Origin of the sequence: Desulfosporosinus lacus DSM 15449 (assembly GCF_900129935.1) — a bacterium.
In the GTDB taxonomy this organism is placed as follows: Bacteria; Bacillota; Desulfitobacteriia; order Desulfitobacteriales; family Desulfitobacteriaceae; genus Desulfosporosinus; species Desulfosporosinus lacus.
This window is the reverse complement of record NZ_FQXJ01000004.1, coordinates 168,753-190,803: the sequence shown is the minus strand read 5'-3', so window position 1 is coordinate 190,803 and position 22,051 is coordinate 168,753. Positions and strand designations below refer to the sequence as shown.

The 22,051-nt window shown below is 44.2% G+C and carries 26 protein-coding genes; 25 read left to right on the top strand and 1 reads right to left on the bottom strand.

Going from position 1 to position 22,051, the window contains the following annotated elements; genetic code table 11:
• The 24 genes from BUB11_RS05285 (at nt 1) to BUB11_RS05170 (ending at nt 20,040) form a co-directional block, all read left to right on the top strand.
• Nucleotides 1–471, top strand: coding sequence for a flagellar biosynthetic protein FliO (locus BUB11_RS05285; protein ID WP_073028395.1), 471 nt, complete (start codon nt 1–3; stop codon nt 469–471).
• Nucleotides 471–1,238, top strand: a complete 768-nt coding sequence (gene fliP / locus BUB11_RS05280; RefSeq protein ID WP_073028394.1) for a flagellar type III secretion system pore protein FliP — start codon at nt 471–473, stop codon at nt 1,236–1,238. Before BUB11_RS05285 ends, fliP begins: the two co-directional genes overlap by 1 nt.
• Before the next feature lie 19 nt (nt 1,239–1,257).
• Nucleotides 1,258–1,530 (top strand): flagellar biosynthesis protein FliQ, encoded by a 273-nt coding sequence (gene fliQ / locus BUB11_RS05275; protein WP_073028393.1) that lies wholly within the window; start codon nt 1,258–1,260, stop codon nt 1,528–1,530.
• A gap of 144 nt (nt 1,531–1,674) precedes the next feature.
• Nucleotides 1,675–2,454, top strand: coding sequence for a flagellar biosynthetic protein FliR (gene fliR, locus BUB11_RS05270; protein ID WP_073028392.1), 780 nt, complete (start codon nt 1,675–1,677; stop codon nt 2,452–2,454).
• Nucleotides 2,451–3,506 (top strand): flagellar biosynthesis protein FlhB, encoded by a 1,056-nt coding sequence (flhB, locus tag BUB11_RS05265; RefSeq protein ID WP_073028391.1) that lies wholly within the window; start codon nt 2,451–2,453, stop codon nt 3,504–3,506. The genes fliR and flhB overlap by 4 nt, the downstream gene beginning before the upstream one ends.
• A gap of 53 nt (nt 3,507–3,559) precedes the next feature.
• A complete protein-coding gene (gene flhA, locus BUB11_RS05260) occupies nt 3,560–5,629 on the top strand; it encodes a flagellar biosynthesis protein FlhA (protein ID WP_073028390.1) in 2,070 nt (689 codons plus the stop codon).
• Nucleotides 5,619–6,779, top strand: a complete 1,161-nt coding sequence (gene flhF / locus BUB11_RS05255) for a flagellar biosynthesis GTPase FlhF (RefSeq protein WP_073028389.1) — start codon at nt 5,619–5,621, stop codon at nt 6,777–6,779. The genes flhA and flhF overlap by 11 nt, the downstream gene beginning before the upstream one ends.
• Nucleotides 6,772–7,635: a MinD/ParA family protein gene (locus BUB11_RS05250; protein WP_073028388.1), complete on the top strand. Its 864-nt coding sequence runs from the start codon at nt 6,772–6,774 to the stop codon at nt 7,633–7,635. The genes flhF and BUB11_RS05250 overlap by 8 nt, the downstream gene beginning before the upstream one ends.
• A gap of 59 nt (nt 7,636–7,694) precedes the next feature.
• The gene (locus BUB11_RS05245; RefSeq protein WP_073028387.1) at nt 7,695–8,339 is read left to right on the top strand and encodes a flagellar brake protein; all 645 of its coding nucleotides are present in this window, start codon (nt 7,695–7,697) and stop codon (nt 8,337–8,339) included.
• Nucleotides 8,340–8,933 carry a chemotaxis protein CheC gene (locus BUB11_RS05240; RefSeq protein ID WP_073028386.1) on the top strand — a complete coding sequence of 198 codons (594 nt, stop codon included), beginning with the start codon at nt 8,340–8,342 and terminating at the stop codon, nt 8,931–8,933. It abuts the gene before it with no gap.
• Entirely contained in the window at nt 8,930–9,412 is a 483-nt protein-coding gene (locus BUB11_RS05235; protein ID WP_073028385.1) for a chemotaxis protein CheD, read from the top strand. Before BUB11_RS05240 ends, BUB11_RS05235 begins: the two co-directional genes overlap by 4 nt.
• Nucleotides 9,412–9,807, top strand: a complete 396-nt coding sequence (locus BUB11_RS05230; RefSeq protein WP_073028384.1) for a hypothetical protein — start codon at nt 9,412–9,414, stop codon at nt 9,805–9,807. The genes BUB11_RS05235 and BUB11_RS05230 overlap by 1 nt, the downstream gene beginning before the upstream one ends.
• A 99-nt stretch (nt 9,808–9,906) precedes the next feature.
• Nucleotides 9,907–10,656 (top strand): FliA/WhiG family RNA polymerase sigma factor, encoded by a 750-nt coding sequence (locus BUB11_RS05225; protein ID WP_073028383.1) that lies wholly within the window; start codon nt 9,907–9,909, stop codon nt 10,654–10,656.
• A gap of 77 nt (nt 10,657–10,733) precedes the next feature.
• Nucleotides 10,734–12,458: a flagellar hook-length control protein FliK gene (locus BUB11_RS05220; protein ID WP_073028382.1), complete on the top strand. Its 1,725-nt coding sequence runs from the start codon at nt 10,734–10,736 to the stop codon at nt 12,456–12,458.
• Between the two features lie 9 nt (nt 12,459–12,467).
• Nucleotides 12,468–13,022 carry a flagellar hook capping FlgD N-terminal domain-containing protein gene (locus BUB11_RS05215; protein ID WP_073028381.1) on the top strand — a complete coding sequence of 185 codons (555 nt, stop codon included), beginning with the start codon at nt 12,468–12,470 and terminating at the stop codon, nt 13,020–13,022.
• Between the two features lie 77 nt (nt 13,023–13,099).
• On the top strand, nt 13,100–14,581 hold the full coding sequence (locus BUB11_RS05210) for a flagellar hook protein FlgE (protein WP_073028380.1): 1,482 nt from the start codon (nt 13,100–13,102) through the stop codon (nt 14,579–14,581).
• 42 nt (nt 14,582–14,623) lie between these two features.
• A complete protein-coding gene (locus tag BUB11_RS05205; RefSeq protein ID WP_073028379.1) occupies nt 14,624–15,415 on the top strand; it encodes a flagellar hook-basal body protein in 792 nt (263 codons plus the stop codon).
• 5 nt (nt 15,416–15,420) lie between these two features.
• A complete protein-coding gene (flgB, locus tag BUB11_RS05200; protein WP_073028378.1) occupies nt 15,421–15,822 on the top strand; it encodes a flagellar basal body rod protein FlgB in 402 nt (133 codons plus the stop codon).
• A 42-nt stretch (nt 15,823–15,864) separates the two neighbouring features.
• Nucleotides 15,865–16,605, top strand: a complete 741-nt coding sequence (locus tag BUB11_RS05195; RefSeq protein WP_073028377.1) for a flagellar hook-basal body protein — start codon at nt 15,865–15,867, stop codon at nt 16,603–16,605.
• An 18-nt stretch (nt 16,606–16,623) separates the two neighbouring features.
• A complete protein-coding gene (locus tag BUB11_RS05190; protein WP_073028376.1) occupies nt 16,624–17,091 on the top strand; it encodes a chemotaxis protein CheW in 468 nt (155 codons plus the stop codon).
• Nucleotides 17,092–17,136: 45 nt separating this feature from the next.
• On the top strand, nt 17,137–17,796 hold the full coding sequence (locus tag BUB11_RS05185; RefSeq protein WP_073028375.1) for a lytic transglycosylase domain-containing protein: 660 nt from the start codon (nt 17,137–17,139) through the stop codon (nt 17,794–17,796).
• Between the two features lie 274 nt (nt 17,797–18,070).
• Nucleotides 18,071–18,766 (top strand): GGDEF domain-containing protein, encoded by a 696-nt coding sequence (locus BUB11_RS05180; protein ID WP_073028374.1) that lies wholly within the window; start codon nt 18,071–18,073, stop codon nt 18,764–18,766.
• Between the two features lie 27 nt (nt 18,767–18,793).
• A complete protein-coding gene (locus BUB11_RS05175) occupies nt 18,794–19,240 on the top strand; it encodes a hypothetical protein (RefSeq protein WP_073028373.1) in 447 nt (148 codons plus the stop codon).
• 206 nt (nt 19,241–19,446) lie between these two features.
• On the top strand, nt 19,447–20,040 hold the full coding sequence (locus BUB11_RS05170; protein WP_073028372.1) for an adaptor protein MecA: 594 nt from the start codon (nt 19,447–19,449) through the stop codon (nt 20,038–20,040).
• A gap of 143 nt (nt 20,041–20,183) precedes the next feature.
• On the opposite strand, the gene BUB11_RS05165 is transcribed toward BUB11_RS05170, so the two are convergent.
• A complete protein-coding gene (locus BUB11_RS05165; RefSeq protein ID WP_073028371.1) occupies nt 20,184–20,387 on the bottom strand; it encodes a hypothetical protein in 204 nt (67 codons plus the stop codon).
• 222 nt (nt 20,388–20,609) lie between these two features.
• Between BUB11_RS05165 and selA the strand changes: the two genes are divergently transcribed.
• Nucleotides 20,610–22,025: an L-seryl-tRNA(Sec) selenium transferase gene (gene selA / locus BUB11_RS05160; protein ID WP_073028370.1), complete on the top strand. Its 1,416-nt coding sequence runs from the start codon at nt 20,610–20,612 to the stop codon at nt 22,023–22,025.
• The last annotated feature ends 26 nt before the right edge of the window (nt 22,026–22,051 follow it).

Genomic DNA, 22,051 nt, shown 5'->3' with positions numbered 1-22,051 from the left:
ATGTCATTTGACCAAGGCCAGCCGTATACTTCAAGTGTGACTGCTCCAGAGGTTTCACAGTCTGTATTCTCATGGTGGGGGCTTCTGGGAACGTTATTGGTTTTCCTCATTATTTTGCTCGTGTCCCTTTGGACACTTCGACGCCTTAATAAGGTAAATATGAGGAGTATGAATGCGCCCTGGGCAAGAGTTATCGATCGACAAGTTTTAGGTGGACAGCAAAGCCTTTATCTTGTAGAAATAGCTGGTCAATTGCAGGTCCTCGGCGGATCTGATCACCACTTGGTGAAAATCAGTGAAATTAATGATCCGCAGGTTGCTTCCGAAATACTGGAGGAGATTGCCACGCGTCCAACGGAACGAGTAGAAGGATGGATGCAAAGTGTCCAAAAGCTATGGCGGAGGCCGTTAAGGCAGAAAGAGCCCTTTTCTGATGAATTGCAACGTTTGCTTGAGGAGGTTGAAAAATAATGTCTTCTTCAGGGCGTTTGATTAAACTCTTCACATCAGGATTGCCTTTTGGCTTGGCTCTGGGGGCAGGAATGTTGTCAAGCCCTAAAATTGCCTGGGCAGCGGGAATCACCTTAGATCTGGGAACCTCAGCCACGGAACAAACCGGTACCTCATTGCAAATTTTAATGCTTTTAACGGTGCTGTCATTAGCACCGGCTATTCTGATGATGATGACCTCCTTTACTCGGATCATTATCGTGCTGTCCTTTGTGAGAAATGCACTGGGGACTCAACAACTGCCCCCGAATCAAGTGCTCGTAGGCATATCCCTTTTTCTTACCTTCTTTATTATGGCCCCAACCTGGAACGAGATTAATACCAATGCTATACAGCCCTATATGCAGAATCAGATTACTCAGACAGAGGCCATTGAGAGAGCGGAAGAACCTCTCCGAATCTTTATGTTTCGACAGACTCGGGAAAAAGATCTGGAACTTTTTGTAGGGTTGTCTAAGATGGAGCAACCCAAAACCTATAGAGACGTACCCACCTATGTACTAATTCCTGCCTTTGTAATTAGTGAATTAAAAACGGCTTTTCAAATGGGATTCGCAATATTTATTCCTTTTATTGTTATCGATATGATTGTGTCGAGTACTCTTATGTCAATCGGGATGATGATGCTTCCCCCGATGATGATTTCCCTGCCGTTTAAATTGTTGTTGTTTGTGTTAGTCGATGGGTGGCATTTGGTGGTTGAATCATTGGTGACGAGTTTCCAATAGAAATGGGGGAGACAGGACGATGACCCAAAATCAAGTGCTATATATGGCTAGGGAAGCAGTGGGCGCCGTGCTTCTCGTGGGAGGGCCCATTCTTGGCGTCGCTTTGTTAGTTGGTCTTCTGGTGAGTATCTTTCAGTCTATGACCCAAATCCAGGAGCAGACGCTTACTTTTATTCCTAAAGTACTTGCAGTGGTTGTTGTTATGCTCTTGTTAGGCCCGTGGATGCTCTCGGTTCTAACAGTATATACTTCGAATTTGTTAACTCAGCTGGCAACCTTCGGAGGGATGTAAACTCGATATTGGAGTTTAAAAATTTGAGCATTGAATTACTCTAGACTTGGGACTTCTGACGATGAACTATGAATCCTAAACCTCGGAACCCAAATATGAACTGCAGACATCGAACCACGAACATCGAATTTGGGGGGGAGAAAATTGAGTCTAGCTCTGCTGCTCCAATGGAATCTCTCTTTATTCATACTGATTTTATGCCGTTGGGCCGGTATGATCATGTTAGCTCCAGTCTTCGCTGCCAGAGGAGTTCCAAGTATGGTAAGACTGGGATTAGCTGCCAGTATTACAGTCATTCTCTATCCCTTGATACAGGCAACTAATCCCCCAATACCACTGGAGCTGTTACCTTATGTTGCGGTGGTCGTCAAGGAAATATTGGTGGGTCTGGTCATCGGTTTTTTAATCTACTCACTGACGGCTATTTTACAAGGGGCAGGACAACTGATTGATTTCCAAATGGGTTTTACCATGGGGGCTGCGATTGATCCTGTCTATGGCGTTCAAAGTCCTATGATGGGTAATTTTCAGATTATATTAGCTACGATGCTTATGCTCGCAACTAATTCTCACCATTATCTTATTGCAGCTATGGTTAAGAGCTATGCTTATATTCCTATAAACCCGTCCAATCTGCCCGCTAACTATCTCTTTTACGCCGAACTTATCGGACATGTATTTGCTTTAGCGGTACAATTGGCAATGCCAATCTTTGGAGCCCTTCTAGTATCAGATGTAGGGGTAGGGCTCTTGACGAGGACAGTACCTCAACTGAATATTTTTTCAGTTATTTTCCCAGTTAAGATTGTTTTCGGATTCGTTATTTTGTTTCTCTCGCTTCCCTTTTTCGGGGAGTCTGTAGCGAAATTATTTGACACCAATATGTCTTGGGTCTTAGAACTTTACCAGGGGTGGAAGCAGTGAGTGAAAAAAAACATCCCGCGACGCCTAAGCGTAAACAAGACGCGCGAAAAAAGGGTCAGGTTTTTAAGAGCCAAGAGGTTATTTCTGCCTTGATGCTCCTGGGTCTCGTAGCTCTTCTCAAGTTTTGGATTCCAGCTATGATTATCCGAATGGAGTACCTTTTCCCCTATGTACTAGGGCTTCCTTCAGAATGGACTGAAGGCTCTGTGGCAAGTTTAATGCTTAATGTTATTTGGCAAGGGGTTCAAATCTTAGCGCCGATTTTGCTTACGGGTTTTGTGATTGCCTTAATCTCTAATTACATCCAGGTAGGAGTCCTTTTCACTGGGGAGTCTATGAAACCTCAAATTTCTCGCTTAAGTCCGATCAGTGGTGCGAAGCGGATGTTTGGCGTTAAGGCCTATGTTGAACTGACAAAATCCTTGCTAAAAGTGTTGTTAATTGGGTATTTCTTATATGCGAGTGTTCGCGATCGGTTGCATATCTATCCGGCTTTACAGCAACTGAGTGTGGAGCAAGGGGCCGTTTTTTTAGGCCAGGCTTTGATGGAACTTGCTTGGAATATTTCACTCTCTTTCTTAGGGATAGCCGCTTTTGATTACATCTATCAGCGGTGGGAATATGAAAAGAACTTACGTATGTCTCATGAAGACTTAAAACAGGAATACAAACAAACTGAAGGAAACCCTGAACTAAAAGGTGAACTTAAAAAACGACAACGAGCTTTAGCTATGAGTCGAATGATGCAAGATTTAAAAACTGCAGATGTCGTTGTCACGAATCCAACCCACTTCGCTGTTGCTCTTCGCTATGATTTAAAGGTACAGAAAGCACCTTTTGTTGTCGCTAAAGGACAAGATCAAGTTGCTTTGCGCATACGAGAGTTAGCCAAAGAGTATGACCTTGTGATTATGGAAAACAAGCCGCTGGCCCGTGCTCTCTATGCTCAGGTGGAAATTGGGCAAGGTATTCCGGCGGATCTTTATAAAGCTGTTGCCGAGGTGTTGGCGTTTGTTTATCGGTTAAAGAAAAAGAAACGGTCGATTGGATGAGGGGTGCATGCCATAGTAGGCTAAGAAATTGAGTAAAGAAAGGAGGAACCCTCATGTCTACGTCGGTTAAAAGTCGGATTTTAAATAATACAGATATTATAGCGGCACTGGGGCTAGTCAGCATCGTGGTCATGATGGTTGTTCCTTTGCCTGCGGGTTTGCTGGATATTCTCATCACTTTGAATATTACGGCTTCGGTTCTTACCCTTATGCTCGCTGTTTTTGCTCAGGACCCTTTGGAATTCTCAGCGTTGCCTTCGCTCTTGTTGACGCTGACTTTATTCCGATTGTCTTTGAACATTTCTGCTACTCGTCTCATTCTCCTCGACGGGCATGCTGGTGAGATTATTCAGCAGTTCGGAGAATTTGTCATTAGAGGAGATGCGGTTGTAGGTTTTATCATTTTTATAATTTTGGTACTCGTCCAATTTATCGTAATTACTAAAGGTGCTGAGCGTGTCTCGGAAGTCGCTGCTCGCTTTACCTTAGACGCTATGCCAGGAAAACAAATGTCTATTGATGCTGACCTCAATGCTGGAATGATTAACGAGCAACAGGCGCGGGATCGGCGTAAGGCGATTCAACAGGAAGCTGATTTTTATGGTGCAATGGATGGGTCAACCAAGTTTGTTAAAGGGGATGCCATTGCCGCTATTATTATTCTATTTATTAATATTATCGGAGGGTTTATCACTGGGGTTGTGATGCAGGATATGCCTCTCTTGGAAGCCCTTCACAAGTATACTTTGTTGACCATCGGGGACGGACTCGTTTCTCAGATTCCGGCCCTCCTTATTTCTACGGCCACAGGTCTAGTCGTCACCAGGGCAGCATCGGATAGCAATTTAGGGGAAGATTTAGTCAAACAATTGTTTAAAAAACCTAAGGCTTTATTCATTACTGCCGGGGTATTGAGCATGTTAGCTTTCCTCGGTTTGCCTAAATTTCCGCTGTTTTTAGTTTCCGCTGCCTTAATTGGTATGGGAGTAATGTTGCAAAGAAACTCTAAAGTTTCTGTGGTTAAGGAATCAGCTGTAGCTCGAGAGACAGAAATTGAAGAGAGTAAGAAGCCGGAAAATGTCCTAAACCTCTTACATGTTGACCATATGGAACTTGAACTGGGCTACGCGCTTATCGCCTTAGTCGATGTTCAGCAAGGAGGGGATTTGCTCGATCGGATCGTGCTGATTCGCCGCCAAATTGCCAGTGAATTGGGCTTTATTGTTCCGGTTATTAGAGTTCGTGACAATATGAACTTACAGCCTAATCAATATGTTATAAAAATTCGGGGATCAGAAATTGCCACCAGCGAAATTTTAGCGGATCACTACATGGCAATGAGTGGGGGTGCAGATGACAGTGAGATTCCAGGTACCCCGACTAAGGAGCCTTCCTTCGGACTCGATGCCAAATGGATTAATGCCATGTACCGGGAACAAGCAGAGCTTAGTGGGTGGATGGTGGTTGATGCCCCCACCGTGCTTGCAACTCATATTACGGAAGTAATTAAGACTCAGGCTTGGGAGATACTAAACCGTCAAGATGTGAAAGCTCTTATTGATCATGCTAAGGAACTTGCCCCTGCTGTGGTGGATGAGTTGATTCCAGACATGCTGAGTCTTGGTCAAGTTCAGAAAGTTCTTGCAAACCTGCTTCGCGAGAGGGTATCCATTAAGGATATGGTGTCGATTCTGGAAAATCTGGCAGACTATGCAAGTGTCACAAAAGATCTGGATCGGTTGACAGAACATGTGCGGCAGGCTTTAGCTCGGCAAATTTTGCAACCGTTGCTTGGAAAAGATAAGAATTTACCTGTAATAACCTTAGATCCACAAATTGAACAGCAAATTCTTGACAGCATTCAACCCTCCGAATATGGAACTTATTTAGCGTTAGATCCGAAGGTGTTGCATGTACTTATGCAAAATCTTACGCGCGAGGTTGAAAAGGTTGTGCTTAAAGGGTTAACTCCCGTAATAGTTTGTGCTCCGCTAGTGAGAATTAATTTGAAGCGGGTTACCGAGCGTCAACTGCCTCAACTCATGGTGCTTTCGTATAATGAATTAGTCCAAGGAGTACAAGTTCAAGCTGTAGGAATGGTGGGGATGGATCTTGCGAGTTAGGCGATTTGTAGGAGAAAATGTCTCAGAAACGATGGGAAAAGTGAAAAGGGAACTGGGATCCGAAGCAATTATCCTTCAAACTCGTGAATTTCGCGATGGAGGTTTCTTCGGTTTATTTGGTAACAAGAAGGTTGAGATCACGGCAGCCATTGAGGAAAAACCTGTAATTCCACAGGAAACTTCAAGCCCGAATTATGAGAATAATGTGGAAAGAGTAAAACCACCGATAGCTAGTCATGTCTCCGGTCTTAAAGATCAGTCAGAAGGGCTGCAAATGGAAATTAAGTCCATGCGTTTGTTGCTTGAGCAAATGAACAAGCAAATGGCAGGGGTGGGAGAAGAAAAAAGCGTTTGGCCGCCTGCCCTCGAAAAATGGGCTGTCCATTTACAGAACAGAGGAATATGTGAGAACTTGGTCAACCGTTTATTAAGTCACGTACAACAAACCTTGTCACCAGAAAAATGGCTTGACGATTCTCAGGTCTACACTCGGATTGAAGCTAATATCCGTCAAATATGCGGACAGATCGGACTTATTCAACCTGGGCTTGACAAGCCTAGAATTGTTGCCTTAATTGGACCTACGGGAGTAGGGAAAACAACGACGATTGGTAAGCTCGCGGCGGGGTTTAGCATTGTTGATAAACGCAAGGTTGCTTTGATAACAGCAGATACCTACCGGGTTGCCGCTGTAGAGCAGCTTAAAACCTTTGGGGAAATTATTGGAGTGCCCGTTGAAGTTGTCATGACGCCTACAGGGCTAAGTGAGGCGCTGCTTCTTCATGCAGATAAAGAGTTAATTTTTATTGATACTGCTGGAAGAAGTCCTCATCATGATGTCCATATGCATGAGTTGCGTGCGTTTTTGGATAAGGCTCAACCAGATTTCACAATGCTGGTCATGAGCGCTACTACGCAATCAGCAGATCAACAGCAGATTTATAAACGATTTGAAGACTTAACAACTCATCTTATCTTCACAAAATTGGACGAGACAGGCAGTGCCGGGTCTATTTTAAATCTTTTGGGTCAGACAACACTTCCCATTGCCTATCTAACGAACGGTCAGAATGTTCCTGATGACATAGAGGCAGCGACTCCGTACCGTTTAGCACACTATGTGATGGGGGATGAGATACCCCATGCATGACCAAGCGAGCGCATTACGTGATTTGGTCTCTCGTAATAAAAACAAACAAAACAAAATGAGGGTAATAGCAGTAACCAGCGGCAAAGGAGGCGTGGGTAAAACCAGTTTCACAGTCAACTTAGCGCTTGCTTTGGCTGAATTAGGACAACGCATTGTTATTCTTGATGGAGATTTAGGCCTAGCTAACGTTGATATTGCCTTTGGGCTTTCGGCACGATATACAATCGAGCATTTGTTATCGGGTGAAAAGACTATTGAGCAAATTCTTTTATCTGCCCCGAGGGGAATAGAAATTATCCCAGGGGGTTCTGGGGTTCAAAAGCTTGCTAATATTGAAAGGGACCGGCTAACCAATGTCATAGCTAATCTCGGGCGATTAGAAAAGATTGCTGATCTGCTGATAATCGACACAGGAGCAGGTCTTGGACATACAGTGATGAATTTTTTGCTGGCTGCAGATGATATTATTATGGTGATAACACCAGAACCAACTTCGTTAACGGATGGGTATGGTTTACTTAAGTCCTTAAAGCAAGAAGCAGGCGATGCAACAATCCATGTAGTGATTAACCGGGTGCGAACTGAAACGGATGCTCTGGCGACATTTAAACGGTTAGATACTGTTGTGAATAAGTTCTTAGAAGGATCAATTAACTTACTGGGCTGGGTTTACGATGACCCACTCGTTGGACGCTCTGTAATGCAGCAGGAACCTTTAGGGATAAAGTTCCCTGAAAGTTCTGCGTACCGTTGCATTCAGTGGATTGCTGGTAAAGTTGCCGGAATTAGTCTTCATCCGCCACGCCAAGCAGGAGGCGTGCGAGGGTTTTTAGGTAAGTTGCTTCGTTCTTTTTAATAACAAATTTTCCAAAAGGATTAGTGATCAGTAATTCTTTTCGTAAAAGGGGTGACGATTTGTCGTATAAAAAGAAGCTTTCTCCTGGGCTGGCGGTGGAACTAATCGCGCTGGAAGGGAAGTACGAAGGACACTATCGAACTCGAGTTGAAGAAGTGGGGGAGAGGCTCCTCTTAGTTGGTGCGCCCTTTGAACGTGGCGACTTGGTCCCTTTGCACGAGGGGACAAGGGTTAAATTAATATTCTGGGATGAATCAGCGGTTTACTCATTTGAAGGGAAAATCATGCAAAGGATCGCTGTCCCTGTGCCTATTTTCGTGCTGGAATTGCCAGATACCGTTGATAAAGTTCAACGTCGTAATTTTGTTCGTGTTCCCGCCTTATTTCCGATCACGTTTCGAATGGTGACTCGAGAAGGACTTAGTGATCTTCTAAAAGCAACGATGATTGACTTAAGCGGTGGAGGAATGCGATTCACTACTAAGGTGCGAGTAGAAGATAGATCATTACTCTATGTTCAAATATCCTTACCGACCGGAGAAATACAGACCCCTGTTCGAGTCATCCGAGTGGAAAAAAATGAAGAAAATAATTTGTACAGTGTTTCAACAGAATTCTACGAAATCTCAGAACGGGAGAGAGATAAAATTATTCGCTGTGTCTTTGAAAAACAAAGGGCAATGCGTAAGAAAGGGTTGGTATAAATGGAGATTACGCAATTACAATTGGATGCTCTGCGTGAAATAGGGAATGTTGGATCTGGGCATGCCGCGACAGCTTTATCGACTCTCTTACAACGACGAATTGATATGTCGGTTCCAGAAGTCTGGGCAGTCCCTTTTGAACAGGTTACATCCATTGTCGGACAGCTCGACACGCCTCAAGCTGTCATCTATGTAAAAGTTGAAGGGGAGGCTTCGGGTAAAGCTGTTTTTTTCTTTCCGGTTGAAAGCGCAGAAATTGTAGTGAAAGCTCTATTTGGGACGAATGAACCGATGGATCTTTATAATGAGATGGCACAATCAGCTTTAAAAGAAGTGGGAAATATTTTGGTAAGCTCCTTTATTATGGCGCTGACTCAATTTTCGGGAATTCCCCTTCAACCTTCTGTACCTGCTTTAGCGGTGGATATGATCGGTGCCACTTTAGATGCGATTTTCCTCGAAGAAGGAGTACTGGAAGATACCGTGTTGTTTATTGACACACAACTCACTGGAATTCCTAAAATTGAAGGACAGTTTATCTTTTTGCCAGATGATGGTTCATTGAAAAAATTGTTAGGGGCCATGGGAGTATGAATGGAGTTATCACTGTTGGCATGGCTGATTTCAAAACCGCTACGGCTCCAGACCTATTGTTAACCGCCGGGCTAGGATCTTGCATTGGAATTTGCATTCATGACCCCTTTCTTAAAGTTGGCGGGATGGCCCATATTATGCTTCCGACAGCTAATGGAAGTCTGGGAGGAAATCCTGCGAAATACGCGGATACTGCGCTGGTGTTATTGCTAAAAGAAATTTCTGGTATGGGTGCCCTTAAGTCCCGCCTAAGGGCTAAGATGGCCGGTGGTGCACAGATGTTCTCCTTTCCGGGAAAACCCCCAGTTTTAAAAATTGGGGATCGAAATGCCGAGGCGGTGGAACAGGAACTCAAGAGGCACGGGATTCCTCTTTTGGTAGCAGATGTTGGAGGGAATTTTGGGCGCACAATCCATTTTGATGTTGGGACAGGCGAGTTACGCATACGAACAATTAATCATGGAGAAAAGGTGGTTTAATGGGCATCCAAAATCGGGAACTGTTAAAAGTTTGGGCCTTGCGCCTTTCAATAGCTACCTCAATTATGGTTGTGTTGCTTAGTGTGCTGAATGGAGTTAAGATTTTTGATTTAATCCTTCGAGCAGTAATTTCTTTTGGGGGCATGTACCTTTTAATGGCAGGAACCTTAAGTCTCTTTGAAAGGACAGCGATTCCAAAACCTGAAGAGGACAGCCAGGCTGACTCAACTCCCAACTGTGGTGGAAATATTGATTTCTCTGTTGGAGACGATGAGCCGATTAATGCACTTGGACCAGATTTAAGAACGGCTGGACAGATTGATCGTGATTTAAGCTTAGAGCTGCCGGGCAGTGAGCGACAAGCAGAAATTGTTCGCCGTATGGGTTGGGAATAATCTTAGTTCGATATCGGTGTTCGAAGGACGAACTACCAACCTTATACAAGATACCCGAGGTCGAACTACTAACTACGAAAATGGGGGTGAGTAAACTTGATGCCGAACGCCTATGAAGCCGCTCCGCGCGGACCTTGGAAACAAGAATATGTAGAAAAATACTTGCCATTGGTTAAGCGCATTGCTGGTCGTTTAGCAATTTCTCTGCCTTCCCATGTCGACGAGGATGATATCATCGGTTATGGTGTCTTTGGGTTACTCGATGCCTTAGAACGATTTGAAGCCGCTCGAGGGTGGAAATTTGAAACCTATGCCTCGATACGCATTCGCGGCGCCATGATCGACGGACTTCGAACTATGGATTGGGTGCCACATTCAGCTAGGCAGAAAGTGAAGCGGGTTCAAGAGGGCTTTGCTGAGTTAGAATATCAGCTTGGGCGGGCAGTTACTGCCGAAGAAGTCGCAGAGCTGCTGAAAGTGGAAGTGCGGGAGATAGAAGGGGTAATGGCACAAGCTCAAATTCTGACTCTGACCTCCTTCGATGAAACCACTGTTGATACTGATGGGGATAATAGTGGAACACCTCTCAATTTGCTCGTAGACCCAAGTGCTCTGGAGGCATATCAAGACGTAGAGAAAGATGAACAGAAACAAATTCTGGCAATAGCAGTGGAAAAGTTACCTGACAAAGAGAAATTAGTAGTAGCGCTTTATTATCAAGAAGAACTCACTTTGAAAGAGATTGCTGCCGTCATGAAACTCTCAGAATCGAGAATTTCCCAACTGCATTCCCAAGCGATCTTACGGTTGCGGGGAAGGCTTAGTCGACAAAAGAGGAACTTATTCTAAGAAAAATAATCATCCTAATGTTTTAGGGGAAGTTTGTCGATATAACCTATAGAGTTTTATTTAGGAGGTGACGGCAAATGACAGGTATTAATGTCCTTTCGGATACCTTTAAGGGTGGCAATAAATTAGAAAACATTGTACCCTCGAAGGGAAAAGAGACGTCAGAGGGCTGTGAAAATGCGGCAACGGTTTTTGCTGCTATGCTTAATGGCAGAATGAATTTAGACTCAAATTCGAAAGGGCAAGGCTCTTTAGCAGACCAAGATTCGGAGATAAAGCAGAGTAATGTTAATCCAGCGCAAGATGATCAGAACTCGAATGGATTAGAAAGCATTCTTGGGTATGGTAATTACGTGCTTCCGTTTCTTACTGAGATGCTTCAGAGTGATCTTCCGGCAGGCAAGGAGGCCAATTCCGGAGAGATTATGAGTCAGGGAATTGAGAATTCATTATTAGCTAACTTAGGATTAAGCAATGTGTCAGGTGAAGCCAGTAAGAATCTTAAGGCAGCTATGTTGAACCTGGTTTCTTTGGCCTCAGATGAAAGTTTAGAGTCGACAGGGATGACGGCGCTAAGCTCTCAGGGTAATAACCTGGGAATCACGGAATTGGATAAATATAGACAGGTAATAGCTAATCTTTTAGTGGCGCTTTCAGGAGAAATTACGGATGTGACTTCAGAAGGAAGCCTTTTAGGGACCGATAACAAAGGCGCAAACGCTTATCGTCAGGAAATGGCCCAAATTATCCAGGGGTGGATGACGGCAGAGGACAGCGAAGAGACAAGTGCTTTGATTAATTCGACAGCGGCTAATAGTGCTGAAACAAAGGATCTTCGTCTGGAATTAGCAAAAATCCTTCAGGGTTGGATGACAATGAGCGATGACGGTATTGAAAGTGACCTTAAGACCGCTGGGCAGAATAGACTTGTGAATTTGATCGAAGGGTTTCTTGCTGGGAGCAGTAAGGCTGATGGTGGTGACCCTGGGCTGAACGCGAAAGCTGCTAATCTATTGGCAGCCCTCTACCCTGTATTAAGTGAAGGGGCTGGAGGTGCGAAAGGACCTCGAGGAGCTAGTGAAGCACTTCTTAATCAGCTGAAGAACATAGGGGTTGATGTGGAATCTATCGCGAACGCTCAGAAAGAGGGTGCTTCTCAGCTTAAAGCTCAGCAGAGATTCGAGGGAACAGGTCCACAGGAGAATAAGTTATTTGGGAATTTCCAAGATGCAATTAAAGAAGAAGTTAACAAGGCTAATAATTCTATAAAATCCTACGATCTATCTGGAACAAAAGATGGTCAAATTCAGCCTTCAAGCATGGGCCTTGGGGCAGTTGCTAACGTCGTATCCCTTGCTGGTGCAGATGGAAAAATGAGTGCAATTCCGCTTTGGGAACAGATCTCTACCGTAGTGCGTGAGCAAGTCATGAGTAAGCAACAGGCTTTGAAGGAATTAGATATTCAGCTTCATCCAGCTGAATTGGGAAGTATAAGGATTTTCTTGCGTTGGGAGAGTGGACAGGTCCATTTACAGGTGCAAGCTTCTGAAGCGGCGACTGGACAACTCCTCCAGAATCAGCTCTCGGATTTACGCCAAAACTTAATGAATCAAGGTGTGAACTGTGGCTCGTTGCAAATGGGACAAGGCGGAGAAGGGCAACAACAGCCTCAAGGGGATGAGGCACAAAGGACGCTCCAGCAAAGTAACCTGCTTACTAACGAAGATGAGGATCAAATTATAATTACTAATCCCAACTCCCTTGGACAAGATGGAGTCAATAGGATTAATGTTACGGCATAGGAGGTAGCTATGGGTACAACAATTGATGAAACTTCTAATAAAAATTCAGCTAGTACTTTAAGTAATAGCCAAACAATTGTAACTAATGATTCACTGGGGAAAGACGATTTTCTCAAGTTGCTTATAGCCCAGATGCAAAATCAAGATCCTTTAAATCCAACAGATAACAAAGATTCCATCGCGCAATTGGCACAGTTCAGCTCTTTAGAGCAAATGAACAATATCGCAACATCGATGGATTCTTTGAACCAAAGTATGACATTTTTCTCCCAACAATCAGCCCTTACTCAAGGGTCAGCTATGATTGGCAAATGGGTGAGTGGAATAGATACTGATGGTAAAACTGTACTGGAAGGCACCGTTGAAGCGGTGAAGTGGCTTGATGGTGACCCAAAACTTCAAATTCGCAAGGAAGACGGAACGGTGGTGGATTTGGAAATGGGTCTGATTACGCTGGTTAAAGAGAAAACGCCGCCTGTTACTGATGAGCCCACGGATACTGAGGAAGACACGACTACGCCAGAAGATGAAAGCGTAACAGAACCAGAACTGGAAACAGTTTAACTGGAAGTCAACAGACTGATAAGATATTATCCTGCTGATTTAGCAGAGTATTAAGCAATAGGGAGGAAATACGTCTTATGATGCGTTCGTTATATTCCGCAATTTCGGGATTGAAAAATCACCAGGTCAAAATGGATGTCATTGGTAACAATATTGCAAATGTTAACACTCCAGGTTATAAGAGGAGCCGGGTGTCGTTTGCCACCGAGCTTAGCCAAACCTTGAAAGGAGCCTCGGCGCCTTCCCCTGCTCAAGGGGGAACAAATGCAATGCAAGTCGGTCTGGGTGTGAGGATAGGCTCGATCGATCAAATTATGACCCAAGGAAGTTCACAGTCCACAGGAAAAGCAACAGACATGATGTTGCAAGGAACAGGATTCTTTGTCTTAAATAATAACGGGCAACAAGTATACACACGCGCAGGCGGGTTTGGTCAGGACAGTGATGGTACTCTGATTGATCCGGCAACAGGAGCTAAGGTTCAAGGCTTCAGTTGGGGTGAGGATGATACAACACCTGTTACGTGGGGTGCGGCGTCGGATATAAGGTTTAAGTTGGGGGATGTATTAGCGACGGATAGTTTCTTTCCGATACCAGAGAGTCCGGATTCCAACTTGCTAATAAATGGTGCTCTAACAGCTGCACACATATATGATGGTTCAACAACAGGTTTAATAGGAGCCCAAAATCTAACAATTGATGGAATGACTAGGGTGACTGGTACCCCATTATCCGGACAATTCTCATTTGACCCGATTCAGGGATATATTACCTTTGCTTCCGATTGTGATCCTAGTGTGACTCCTTTAACTGTTCATTTTCAGGATCCTTCAGACGATGGCACTAGCAATAGCCCAGCAATAATTGATAATACGGATGCTGCTGCTGGCCCCCCTGCGGTTTATGGTACGGTTATCGTAGCGTATCCTCCCAAACCAGGAGCGATTGTATATAATATTGGAGCCGCTGGACCAGTGCCATATACGTATTCGGATTCTGATACGCCAAATGATGGGCAATATACACTAAAAACATTGAACGATGGGACTTATCAAATTACTTTTGGAGTAAAAGATGCTGGAAGACCTGCTGAAACTGATCCCGATGATGGATCTATTTCAACAGCTGCAGTGACTACGCATACTCTTACTGAGGCTACAACTGCAATCAGCTATGATTTTACAAATAAAGCTCATACCCTCTCAGACTTCAGCATCGACCAAAGCGGAGTAATTACCGGGGTGTACAGCAATGGAGTAGATTCAGTGACTCATAAAATAGCTCAAATTGCTGTAGCCTCTTTTGCCAATGATGCAGGTCTTCAAAATGTGGGTGGTAATTTCTTTACCACAACCAATAACTCTGGGATGGCAAGTATTGGGGCTGCCGGTGAGGATGGCCGAGCAAGTATCGTTTCAAACTCTATAGAGATGTCCAATGTCGATCTTTCAACAGAATTTACGGATATGATCGTAACTCAGCGTGGTTTCCAAGCCAATTCGAGGGTGATCACGGTTTCAGATACTCTCTTAGAAGAACTCATTAATCTCAAGCGCTAATATAAGCTTTAATTGTAATTTGAGAAGACGGAGGGGTGCTTAATGCGCCTAGTAGGAACTGCTGCGTCGGGAGTCCGTGCGCAGCAGATAGCGATAGACACCATTGGGAACAACCTGGCTAATGCCAATACGCCCGGATTTAAGGCGAATCAGATGGTTTTCGCTGAGGCTTTGGCGACAGAAGTGCGTTCCGGAAGAATAAATGCTGAAGACGAAAATACCGTGGATACTCTGGACGTTGGGGCTGGAGTGCTGACTAGCGGTATTGGGACTAATTTTCAGCAAGGGGTTCTAGGGCAAACTGAGCGCTCTTTGGATTTAGGGATTAATGGCGCAGGTTTTTTTCAAGTACAGACTCCAAATGGAGAGATGGGCTATACTCGGGCAGGTGCCTTTCAAATAGATGAGTCAGGGCAACTTTCGGATATGCAGGGAAACATTGTCCAAACCAATGGGTTGATTCCCTTCGGTGCCACAGAAATAGCAGTTGCTGCAAATGGAGATATAACTGGGGTTAGCAATGGAGAAAGTATGGTATTTGGACAGCTTGTTTTGGCAGGATTTCAGAATTCTCAAGGACTCTTTAGAAATGAGAACAACCTCTTTGTCCCTACTGTTAATTCTGGTGAACCGCAGGTTGGAGAACCAGGTAACACCACTGCCGGCAATCTGGTACTTGGAACGGTTCGCAGTAAGTCTTTAGAGCAATCAAATGTTGACTTGGCCACTTCGATGACTGATCTCATTCAGGTCCAAAAAGCTTATCAAATGAGTGCCAGGCTGGTTCAGGACGGAGATAAGATGTGGGGACTTGCTAATTCTCTAAGGAGGTAAAGTGTATGGCTGGTGGTTGGTTGGAGGGGCCGGTTTTAAGTGTATTGCAGAAAGGCCTTGATGCGTCGAGCAGGAGGCAACAGGTCTTGTCTAATAACGTTGCGAATATTGACACTCCAAACTTTAAACGTTCGGATGTTGATTTCCAGACGGTCTTGGGGACTGCCTTAGGTGAAAAGAGCGGAAACCTCCCTATGAAGTTGACGACTTCGAAGCACATTCCGGGTATCCAAGAAGGGAACGGTTCAGGGGTTGTGACAGATAATACAACATTCTTTCGCAATGATGGAAATAACGTGGACGTTGACCGAGAGATGACTTATGTAGCTGAAAATGGCTTATACTACAATTCCCTTACCCGTACCATCTCATCGCAGCTAGGTTTGCTTCGAATGGTTGTTAAGTAATTCCGGATTTAAGCGCTAAGTAAGAAACAAAGGCGGGTTAAAATGATAAGAGGATTATATACTTCGGCCACAGGTTTGTTAGCCGCGCAAACTCAAAGTGAGGTTGTTGGAGATAACGTTGTCAACCTAAAGACCTCAGGCTATAAAGAGCAGACGGCTAGTAATATTTCTTTTCCTTCGATGCTGATTCAACGAATGGGAGGAAACGAAGCTTCTGAAGTTGTTGAGGTTGGTGAGATGGGCAGAGGAGTAGGCGTTGACCGCCTTGCCATGTCCAATGTTCAAGGATCTTTAGAGACGACCGATATTAATACAGATTTGGCCTTAACTTCACCAGGATATTTTGTCGTTCAGACACCTGGCGGAGAACGGTATACTCGCAATGGACACTTTCAATTAGATGGTGACGGGATGCTTCGAACCGCGGATGGTTATTCCCTTCAGGGTGAAGCAGGCCCCATAGGTCCTTTGAGTTCTGAATTTAGCGTGAGCGCTGATGGCACAATTATGGATCAAGGACAAAGAGTCGATCAAATACGTGTCGTCGAGATTCCGGTGGATGCTTTACAACGTGAAGGTCAATCCTTATATATTGCCAATCAACCAGTTCAAGCCGCCGTTGGTGCAGTTCGACAGGGAGCGGTGGAAGCATCTAATGTCGACCTCGCTGGACAAATGATTCAAATGATGACGGTTATGAAAGCTTATGAAGCCAATCAAAAGATAATCCAGACCCAAGACGAGATGTTGGGTAAGGCAGTTAATGAGGTCGGGAAGATATAGCGATGGAGGATGGTTAGGATGGCAGTACAAGTTGTCGTTTTCTCATTAGGTCAAGAAGAGTATGCGATGCCCATCGATGTGGTTCGGGAAATTACCCGTCTAGGAGAGGTAGGTATAATTCCAAATGCCCCTTCGTATGTGTGTGGTCTGATTACTATTCGAGGTGTGGCAATCCCTTTGATCGATTTGCATGTGCGGTTCGGAATTGATCCAATAAAAATGACAACAGAAGGTTCGGACTCGCAAGACGATCAAAATACTTTTGCCCTAATCACAGAGGTTCATGGAAATCATGTGGGATTTGCTGTGGATCAACTTCGCGAGGTTCGAATTTTAGAGAATATTGTTCCCCCCCCGTCGCTGGTTACAGATCCCTTTATTGCTGGAGTAGTAAATCTCCCCGATAGAATAATTATTAAACTCATTCCGGAACAAATTCTCGAGAGCGATGAGGTTAAGGAATTGGGGCAATTAATTTCTCATTAACCAGGGTATTCGTCGATAATTTTAGAAGATAGGAGGTCGATTTAAGTGAACATGGCTCAAATAGTTCTCCTATTTCAACTTCAACAAATGAATGGATCTTGGCAAACCACACAAACTGATAAGAACGATTTGTCTGGAGCTGGAGAAAGTGGCAGTTCAAATTCACTGCTGTTTGCCACCTTACTTAAAGCCGCACTTGGGGGAGGGGGAGATGCTTCCCAAGGACTTACCGGTCTAATGCAGGGGATGTCTGGGATGTCGTCACTCAATAGTTATAAAGCCCTCCAGGCTCCTGAGGGGAAAGCTGAAAATACTGGTTCTCTGGAGCATCTTATTTATTCTATGGCTCAAAAATATGGAGTTGATCCAAATCTAATTCAGCAGGTAGTTAAAGCAGAATCAGGGTTTAATTCGAAGGCAACCTCTCCTGCCGGAGCCATGGGCTTAATGCAACTGATGCCGGGAACTGCTGCATCTTATGGAGTTAAAAATCCCTATGATCCGACTCAGAACTTAGATGGTGGAACGCATTTCTTAAAGGATTTACTGAATCGCTTTAAGGGGAATATTCCGCTGAGTTTAGCAGCTTATAATGCTGGGCCAGGTGCAGTGGATAAATATAATGGAGTGCCTCCCTATAAGGAGACACAGGCCTATGTGCAAAAGATTATGGCAGGATTGAATCAAAACGATTGGAGAGCGTAGAAAATAGGCTCCTAGTTGACAATCTCTTTAAAATTATATAGAATTCCAATTAAAAGTTAAAGATAAATAGCACTTATGGTTAAATCGGTTTATTAGGGAGCGTGAAATGACACTGCTCCTTTTTGGTTTCGAGATCCACAAAAGAAATTATTAGTAAAAGAGAAGGAGATAAGGGCTCTTTAGCGAACTATATTGTTAAAATCAAAGAATAAAACTAACTTTTAATCAAATGGATAGACACATCTGTGTTAAATCGTTTGGAGGCGATAGAATAATGGTCAAAAGATCTAGATCTACGCTGACACATACGAGGTATAAGCTTCGTGCATTTCTTTTTGCAATAGGTTATTTTATAAGTTTAATTATTCTGCAAGGGATAACGAATTACTGGGTCAGAACAGCGGGAGTTATCTTTATTGCGGCTGGCACGATGTTGGTAATCCATAGAATTGCCTATGACCGTCGCAGGCTTTTAGAATTGGCGACGCTTGATGAGCTTACGGGCCTAGGTAACTTTAAGGCGTACAAGGAACGGATACGATGTGAATCGCAACGAGCTCTTAGAAAACAAAAGCCACTGACGCTGATTCTGGTTGATTTGGACAGGTTCAAAAACTATAATGATACTTTCGGGCATCGTGCAGGGAACGAATTATTGCATTCAACGGGGCAGATCTTTAGGGACGCTGTTCGCACAATGGATGGGGTATATCGTTTCGGAGGGGATGAATTTGCTTTTGTATTGCCCGAAACAAATTATGAAGAGGCTCGTCAAATAGCACAAAGAGTTCGACATTCGTTTGAAACCCTTCCAAATCGTGGAAGGGTAACATTAAGTATGGGAATGGCCATTTATCGAGATGAACCAATCGAAGAATTTTTTGATAGAGTAGATCATTTGCTCTATACTGTTAAAGCAAATGGAGGGAACTGTTGTCTAGTTGAAAGCAGAAAGCATAAGTTTGGGTAAATAACTGGGTTTGTAAAGGGGTAAGAAATGGCAGACTATTATAGTTATCTATGGAGTACGACTTGGCCTAGTTTGATCGTACTCTTTTTGATATTTGCAATGGTACTATCCAGATTGGTTTGGAAGTTAGTTATTACGTGGCGAAATGCCCGTGATGTCTGGGGATTCTTGCTCTTGGCGCTGAAAGTCTCAATCTGGGTTGGGGTATTAGGTGTATATACAGAACTATTTCTGTTTTCTCAGCCAGATTGGTTTGATAAACCTGGTATTATCCAAGGGTCGGTTCAGGGAAAGGCTTTTGACTCTGGTTCAAGCTCCTACAGTTTAGATATCCGCAGCGGAGCGCAACAAATGCAATTCTACGTTGACTTTTTTGTCTATGAGAGAGTGAAAGTTGACGATCAAGTTGAGCTTATGTATTTACCGACGCGTCGAGAAGTCATTCGTTGTGAGCTTTTAGGCAGCTTGCTATAGAATGAATTTGCTAATAAGATAGAGGTATAAGTCGGGAACTGCATATTGTGATTGTGAGTGCAGGGGGTACTATACTATTGGGAAGAGATAATCTTCATTCTCATAGATTTCACAGGAAAAGTATTGGCGTAATATGTTATAATGGGAATAAGATAGAGTATGTATAATCTAAAGTAAGAAACGATGCGGAAAGGAGAGTGGGGGATGTGCGTGTCCAAAAAGTTAATGAGCATACCATCCGCATCTTTATCTCTTTGACAGAATTAAGTGACAGGGATATCACGATGACTGATCTTTTTCAACGGTCAGCTAAGACGGAGCAATTGTTTTGGGAACTCATCGCGCAAGCCAGAGAAGAAGTCGAATTTAATTTAGATCAACCTTTTTGGATTCAAGCAACCGTGGCAACGAATGATGAGTTTGTAATCACGATCATGAAGCAAGAAGATCAGGTTGAGGGTTCTGTTAAAGAGAAGGCGGGTCGAAAAACCCCTAAAGGTCGGGTTACAGAATTGGTCTATGTATTTGCAGATTTAGAAGATGTGATTTCGGCAGTTGCACGGTTACCGGAATTTGCCCAACTTCGTTCGGGACTTTATGAGTTCGAAAAGGAATACTATCTTGTACTCAACCGAATGGGAACGGGTAAGAAAAGGTTTTTGGCAGAGGCAATCCTTGATGAATACGGTGAAATCGTTGGCACGACCGGAGTTTTCCTATCTGAACACGGCAAAGGAATAATCCTTGAAAAGGCCGTTCAAACGCTTAACGCTGCTTTCAATAAGTCGACACAAAGCTAGACACTCTAAAGGGAAGCGATTTGCTTCCCTTTTACAATATTGTTTATTTATGGATGGCGGGTTGGTTGCCGCTTCGAGCCTTGGCTGTGACCGTTCAGGTCATCCATGACCGTCGTCGGATAAGTGGCAATCAAGAATAATGTTTATCCATAGGAGAAGATAGCAGGTATTAGGCGCAGACAGTTTATGCAAACTGTTTTGCCTTTGAATTTATGTACTCTCATAGTTTTACCGCAAAAGATACAGGGAGAGAATTGCTCGTTTGTTTGGGAGCGCGACTTAAAGGGAAGAATAACGGCTTGACGCGCCGGCTGCATGAGTGTGCGAGCTGAGTTGATGTTAGACATTGAATACCTCCTTGAAATAAGAAGTCTGAGGTCAGAGGCCGGAGGCCCGCAGACGGGGACTTCAGCAAATAAGTAAGCTTGTTTCTTATGGTTAGGTAAAACTCAGTGCTTAGGTTTCCTTTATCATATGCTAATCCTACTGTCGAAATCCTAAAAAGTGTGCGGGCCAGATTACGGGAAATTGGTCGATAATAATGGAGGTCCATAAGGAGTTGGCAATTAGTGCAACAAGAGATACATAGACGATTAAGGGCACTACCAGCTGTTCATGAAGTGCTTTCTCGGCTGGAGGACGACATAGAATTCAGTCCGTTTATGACGAATGAGAGGTGGTTGCCTCGTATGACTCAGTGCGTTCGACAGGTTTTACAAAGCGCACGGGAAAATATTAACCGAAGTTTAGCAGATTCGTATGAGGAGTTTGAAGCTTCCCTTTGGACATCTTTGAGAGACAAGCTTCTGAAGAAACTGACAAGTACTGAATATAATTTACAGCGGGTTATCAATGCGACTGGGGTTGTCTTGCATACCAATTGCGGAAGAGCACTGCTTGCGCCAGAAGTGGCGCGTTTTGTTTCGGAACAAGCAGAAAGGTATAGCAACCTTGAGTTGAATATCCAGACTGGTGAGCGGGGCTCACGCTATGTCCATGTTGAAGAGCTTCTTTGCCGTCTCACGGGTGCAGAAGCTGCCATGGTTGTTAATAATAACGCGGCCGCAGTTTTATTGATGATGAATACTTTTGCCCAGGGGAAAGAAGTCATTGTATCGCGAGGGGAATTGGTGGAGGTTGGCGGATCATTTCGCATACCTGAGGTGCTAAAAGCAGGGGGGGCCAGGTTGGTGGAAGTGGGAGCTACCAATAAGACTTGGAGAAAGGACTATGAAGCAGCCATCGGGCCGGATACTGCTCTGCTCCTGAAAGTACATACGAGTAATTATCGGGTTGAAGGGTTTACTCATGCTGTTACAGGAGCAGAGTTAGTGGAACTCGGTGAAGAGCGGGGTCTGCCCGTAATGGAGGATTTAGGAAGCGGCAGTTTCTTTGACGGGGCAAGTCTGGGCTTTCCAACTGAGCCAACTATTAAACAAGCCGTTAAATCAGGTCTGTCTCTCGTAACTTTTAGTGGAGACAAATTGCTTGGTGGACCGCAGGCTGGAATCATCGTGGGAAAGAGAGTTTTTGTTGAACGATTAAGAGCAAATCAATTAACTCGAGCTTTGAGAGTTGATAAATTAACTTTGGCAGCCCTCGAAGGGACTCTTCGCTTATACGAGAATGGGGAAATAGAAGATATACCTGTCTGGAGAATGCTCTCTGCCCCGTTGGATACACTACATAAAGCAGCGTCTGAGCTGGTTATGGCACTTCAGGCGAATCAGAAGATCGCTGCCGAGTTAAAAGAGGATGTTTCTCAGGTGGGTGGCGGGGCTTGGCCGACGGTAGGGCTTCCGACATGGGTGTGTGCCATTCGGCCGGCAGAAGGGAACGTTATTGAATTAGAGGAGTTTTTAAGACTGGGTCCGGTAGCAATACTGTCTAGAATTCACAAGGATCGGGTACTGATCGATGTAAGAACATTGTTGAGTGGTGACAGTGAGGAGATTGTTCTGCGGTTAGGGCAATGGGGAAAGTGAAACGAATTGCACGATCACCACAGCTT

Bases quoted from the DNA above. Each gene is read 5' to 3' on its own strand.
- BUB11_RS05190 (WP_073028376.1), top strand. From the start codon at position 16,624: ATGGCAGTACAAGTTGTCGTTTTCTCATTAGGTCAAGAAGAGTATGCG.
- flhA (WP_073028390.1), top strand. From the start codon at position 3,560: ATGTCTACGTCGGTTAAAAGTCGGATTTTAAATAATACAGATATTATA.
- BUB11_RS05180 (WP_073028374.1), top strand. From the start codon at position 18,071: ATGGTCAAAAGATCTAGATCTACGCTGACACATACGAGGTATAAGCTT.
- fliQ (WP_073028393.1), top strand. From the start codon at position 1,258: ATGACCCAAAATCAAGTGCTATATATGGCTAGGGAAGCAGTGGGCGCC.
- BUB11_RS05285 (WP_073028395.1), top strand. From the start codon at position 1: ATGTCATTTGACCAAGGCCAGCCGTATACTTCAAGTGTGACTGCTCCA.
- BUB11_RS05230 (WP_073028384.1), top strand. From the start codon at position 9,412: ATGGGCATCCAAAATCGGGAACTGTTAAAAGTTTGGGCCTTGCGCCTT.
- BUB11_RS05215 (WP_073028381.1), top strand. From the start codon at position 12,468: ATGGGTACAACAATTGATGAAACTTCTAATAAAAATTCAGCTAGTACT.
- BUB11_RS05210 (WP_073028380.1), top strand. From the start codon at position 13,100: ATGATGCGTTCGTTATATTCCGCAATTTCGGGATTGAAAAATCACCAG.
- BUB11_RS05165 (WP_073028371.1), bottom strand. From the start codon at position 20,387: ATGTCTAACATCAACTCAGCTCGCACACTCATGCAGCCGGCGCGTCAA.
- BUB11_RS05225 (WP_073028383.1), top strand. From the start codon at position 9,907: ATGCCGAACGCCTATGAAGCCGCTCCGCGCGGACCTTGGAAACAAGAA.
- BUB11_RS05240 (WP_073028386.1), top strand. From the start codon at position 8,340: ATGGAGATTACGCAATTACAATTGGATGCTCTGCGTGAAATAGGGAAT.
- BUB11_RS05195 (WP_073028377.1), top strand. From the start codon at position 15,865: ATGATAAGAGGATTATATACTTCGGCCACAGGTTTGTTAGCCGCGCAA.
- BUB11_RS05235 (WP_073028385.1), top strand. From the start codon at position 8,930: ATGAATGGAGTTATCACTGTTGGCATGGCTGATTTCAAAACCGCTACG.
- BUB11_RS05175 (WP_073028373.1), top strand. From the start codon at position 18,794: ATGGCAGACTATTATAGTTATCTATGGAGTACGACTTGGCCTAGTTTG.
- flgB (WP_073028378.1), top strand. From the start codon at position 15,421: ATGGCTGGTGGTTGGTTGGAGGGGCCGGTTTTAAGTGTATTGCAGAAA.
- BUB11_RS05220 (WP_073028382.1), top strand. From the start codon at position 10,734: ATGACAGGTATTAATGTCCTTTCGGATACCTTTAAGGGTGGCAATAAA.
- BUB11_RS05205 (WP_073028379.1), top strand. From the start codon at position 14,624: ATGCGCCTAGTAGGAACTGCTGCGTCGGGAGTCCGTGCGCAGCAGATA.
- fliP (WP_073028394.1), top strand. From the start codon at position 471: ATGTCTTCTTCAGGGCGTTTGATTAAACTCTTCACATCAGGATTGCCT.
- BUB11_RS05250 (WP_073028388.1), top strand. From the start codon at position 6,772: ATGCATGACCAAGCGAGCGCATTACGTGATTTGGTCTCTCGTAATAAA.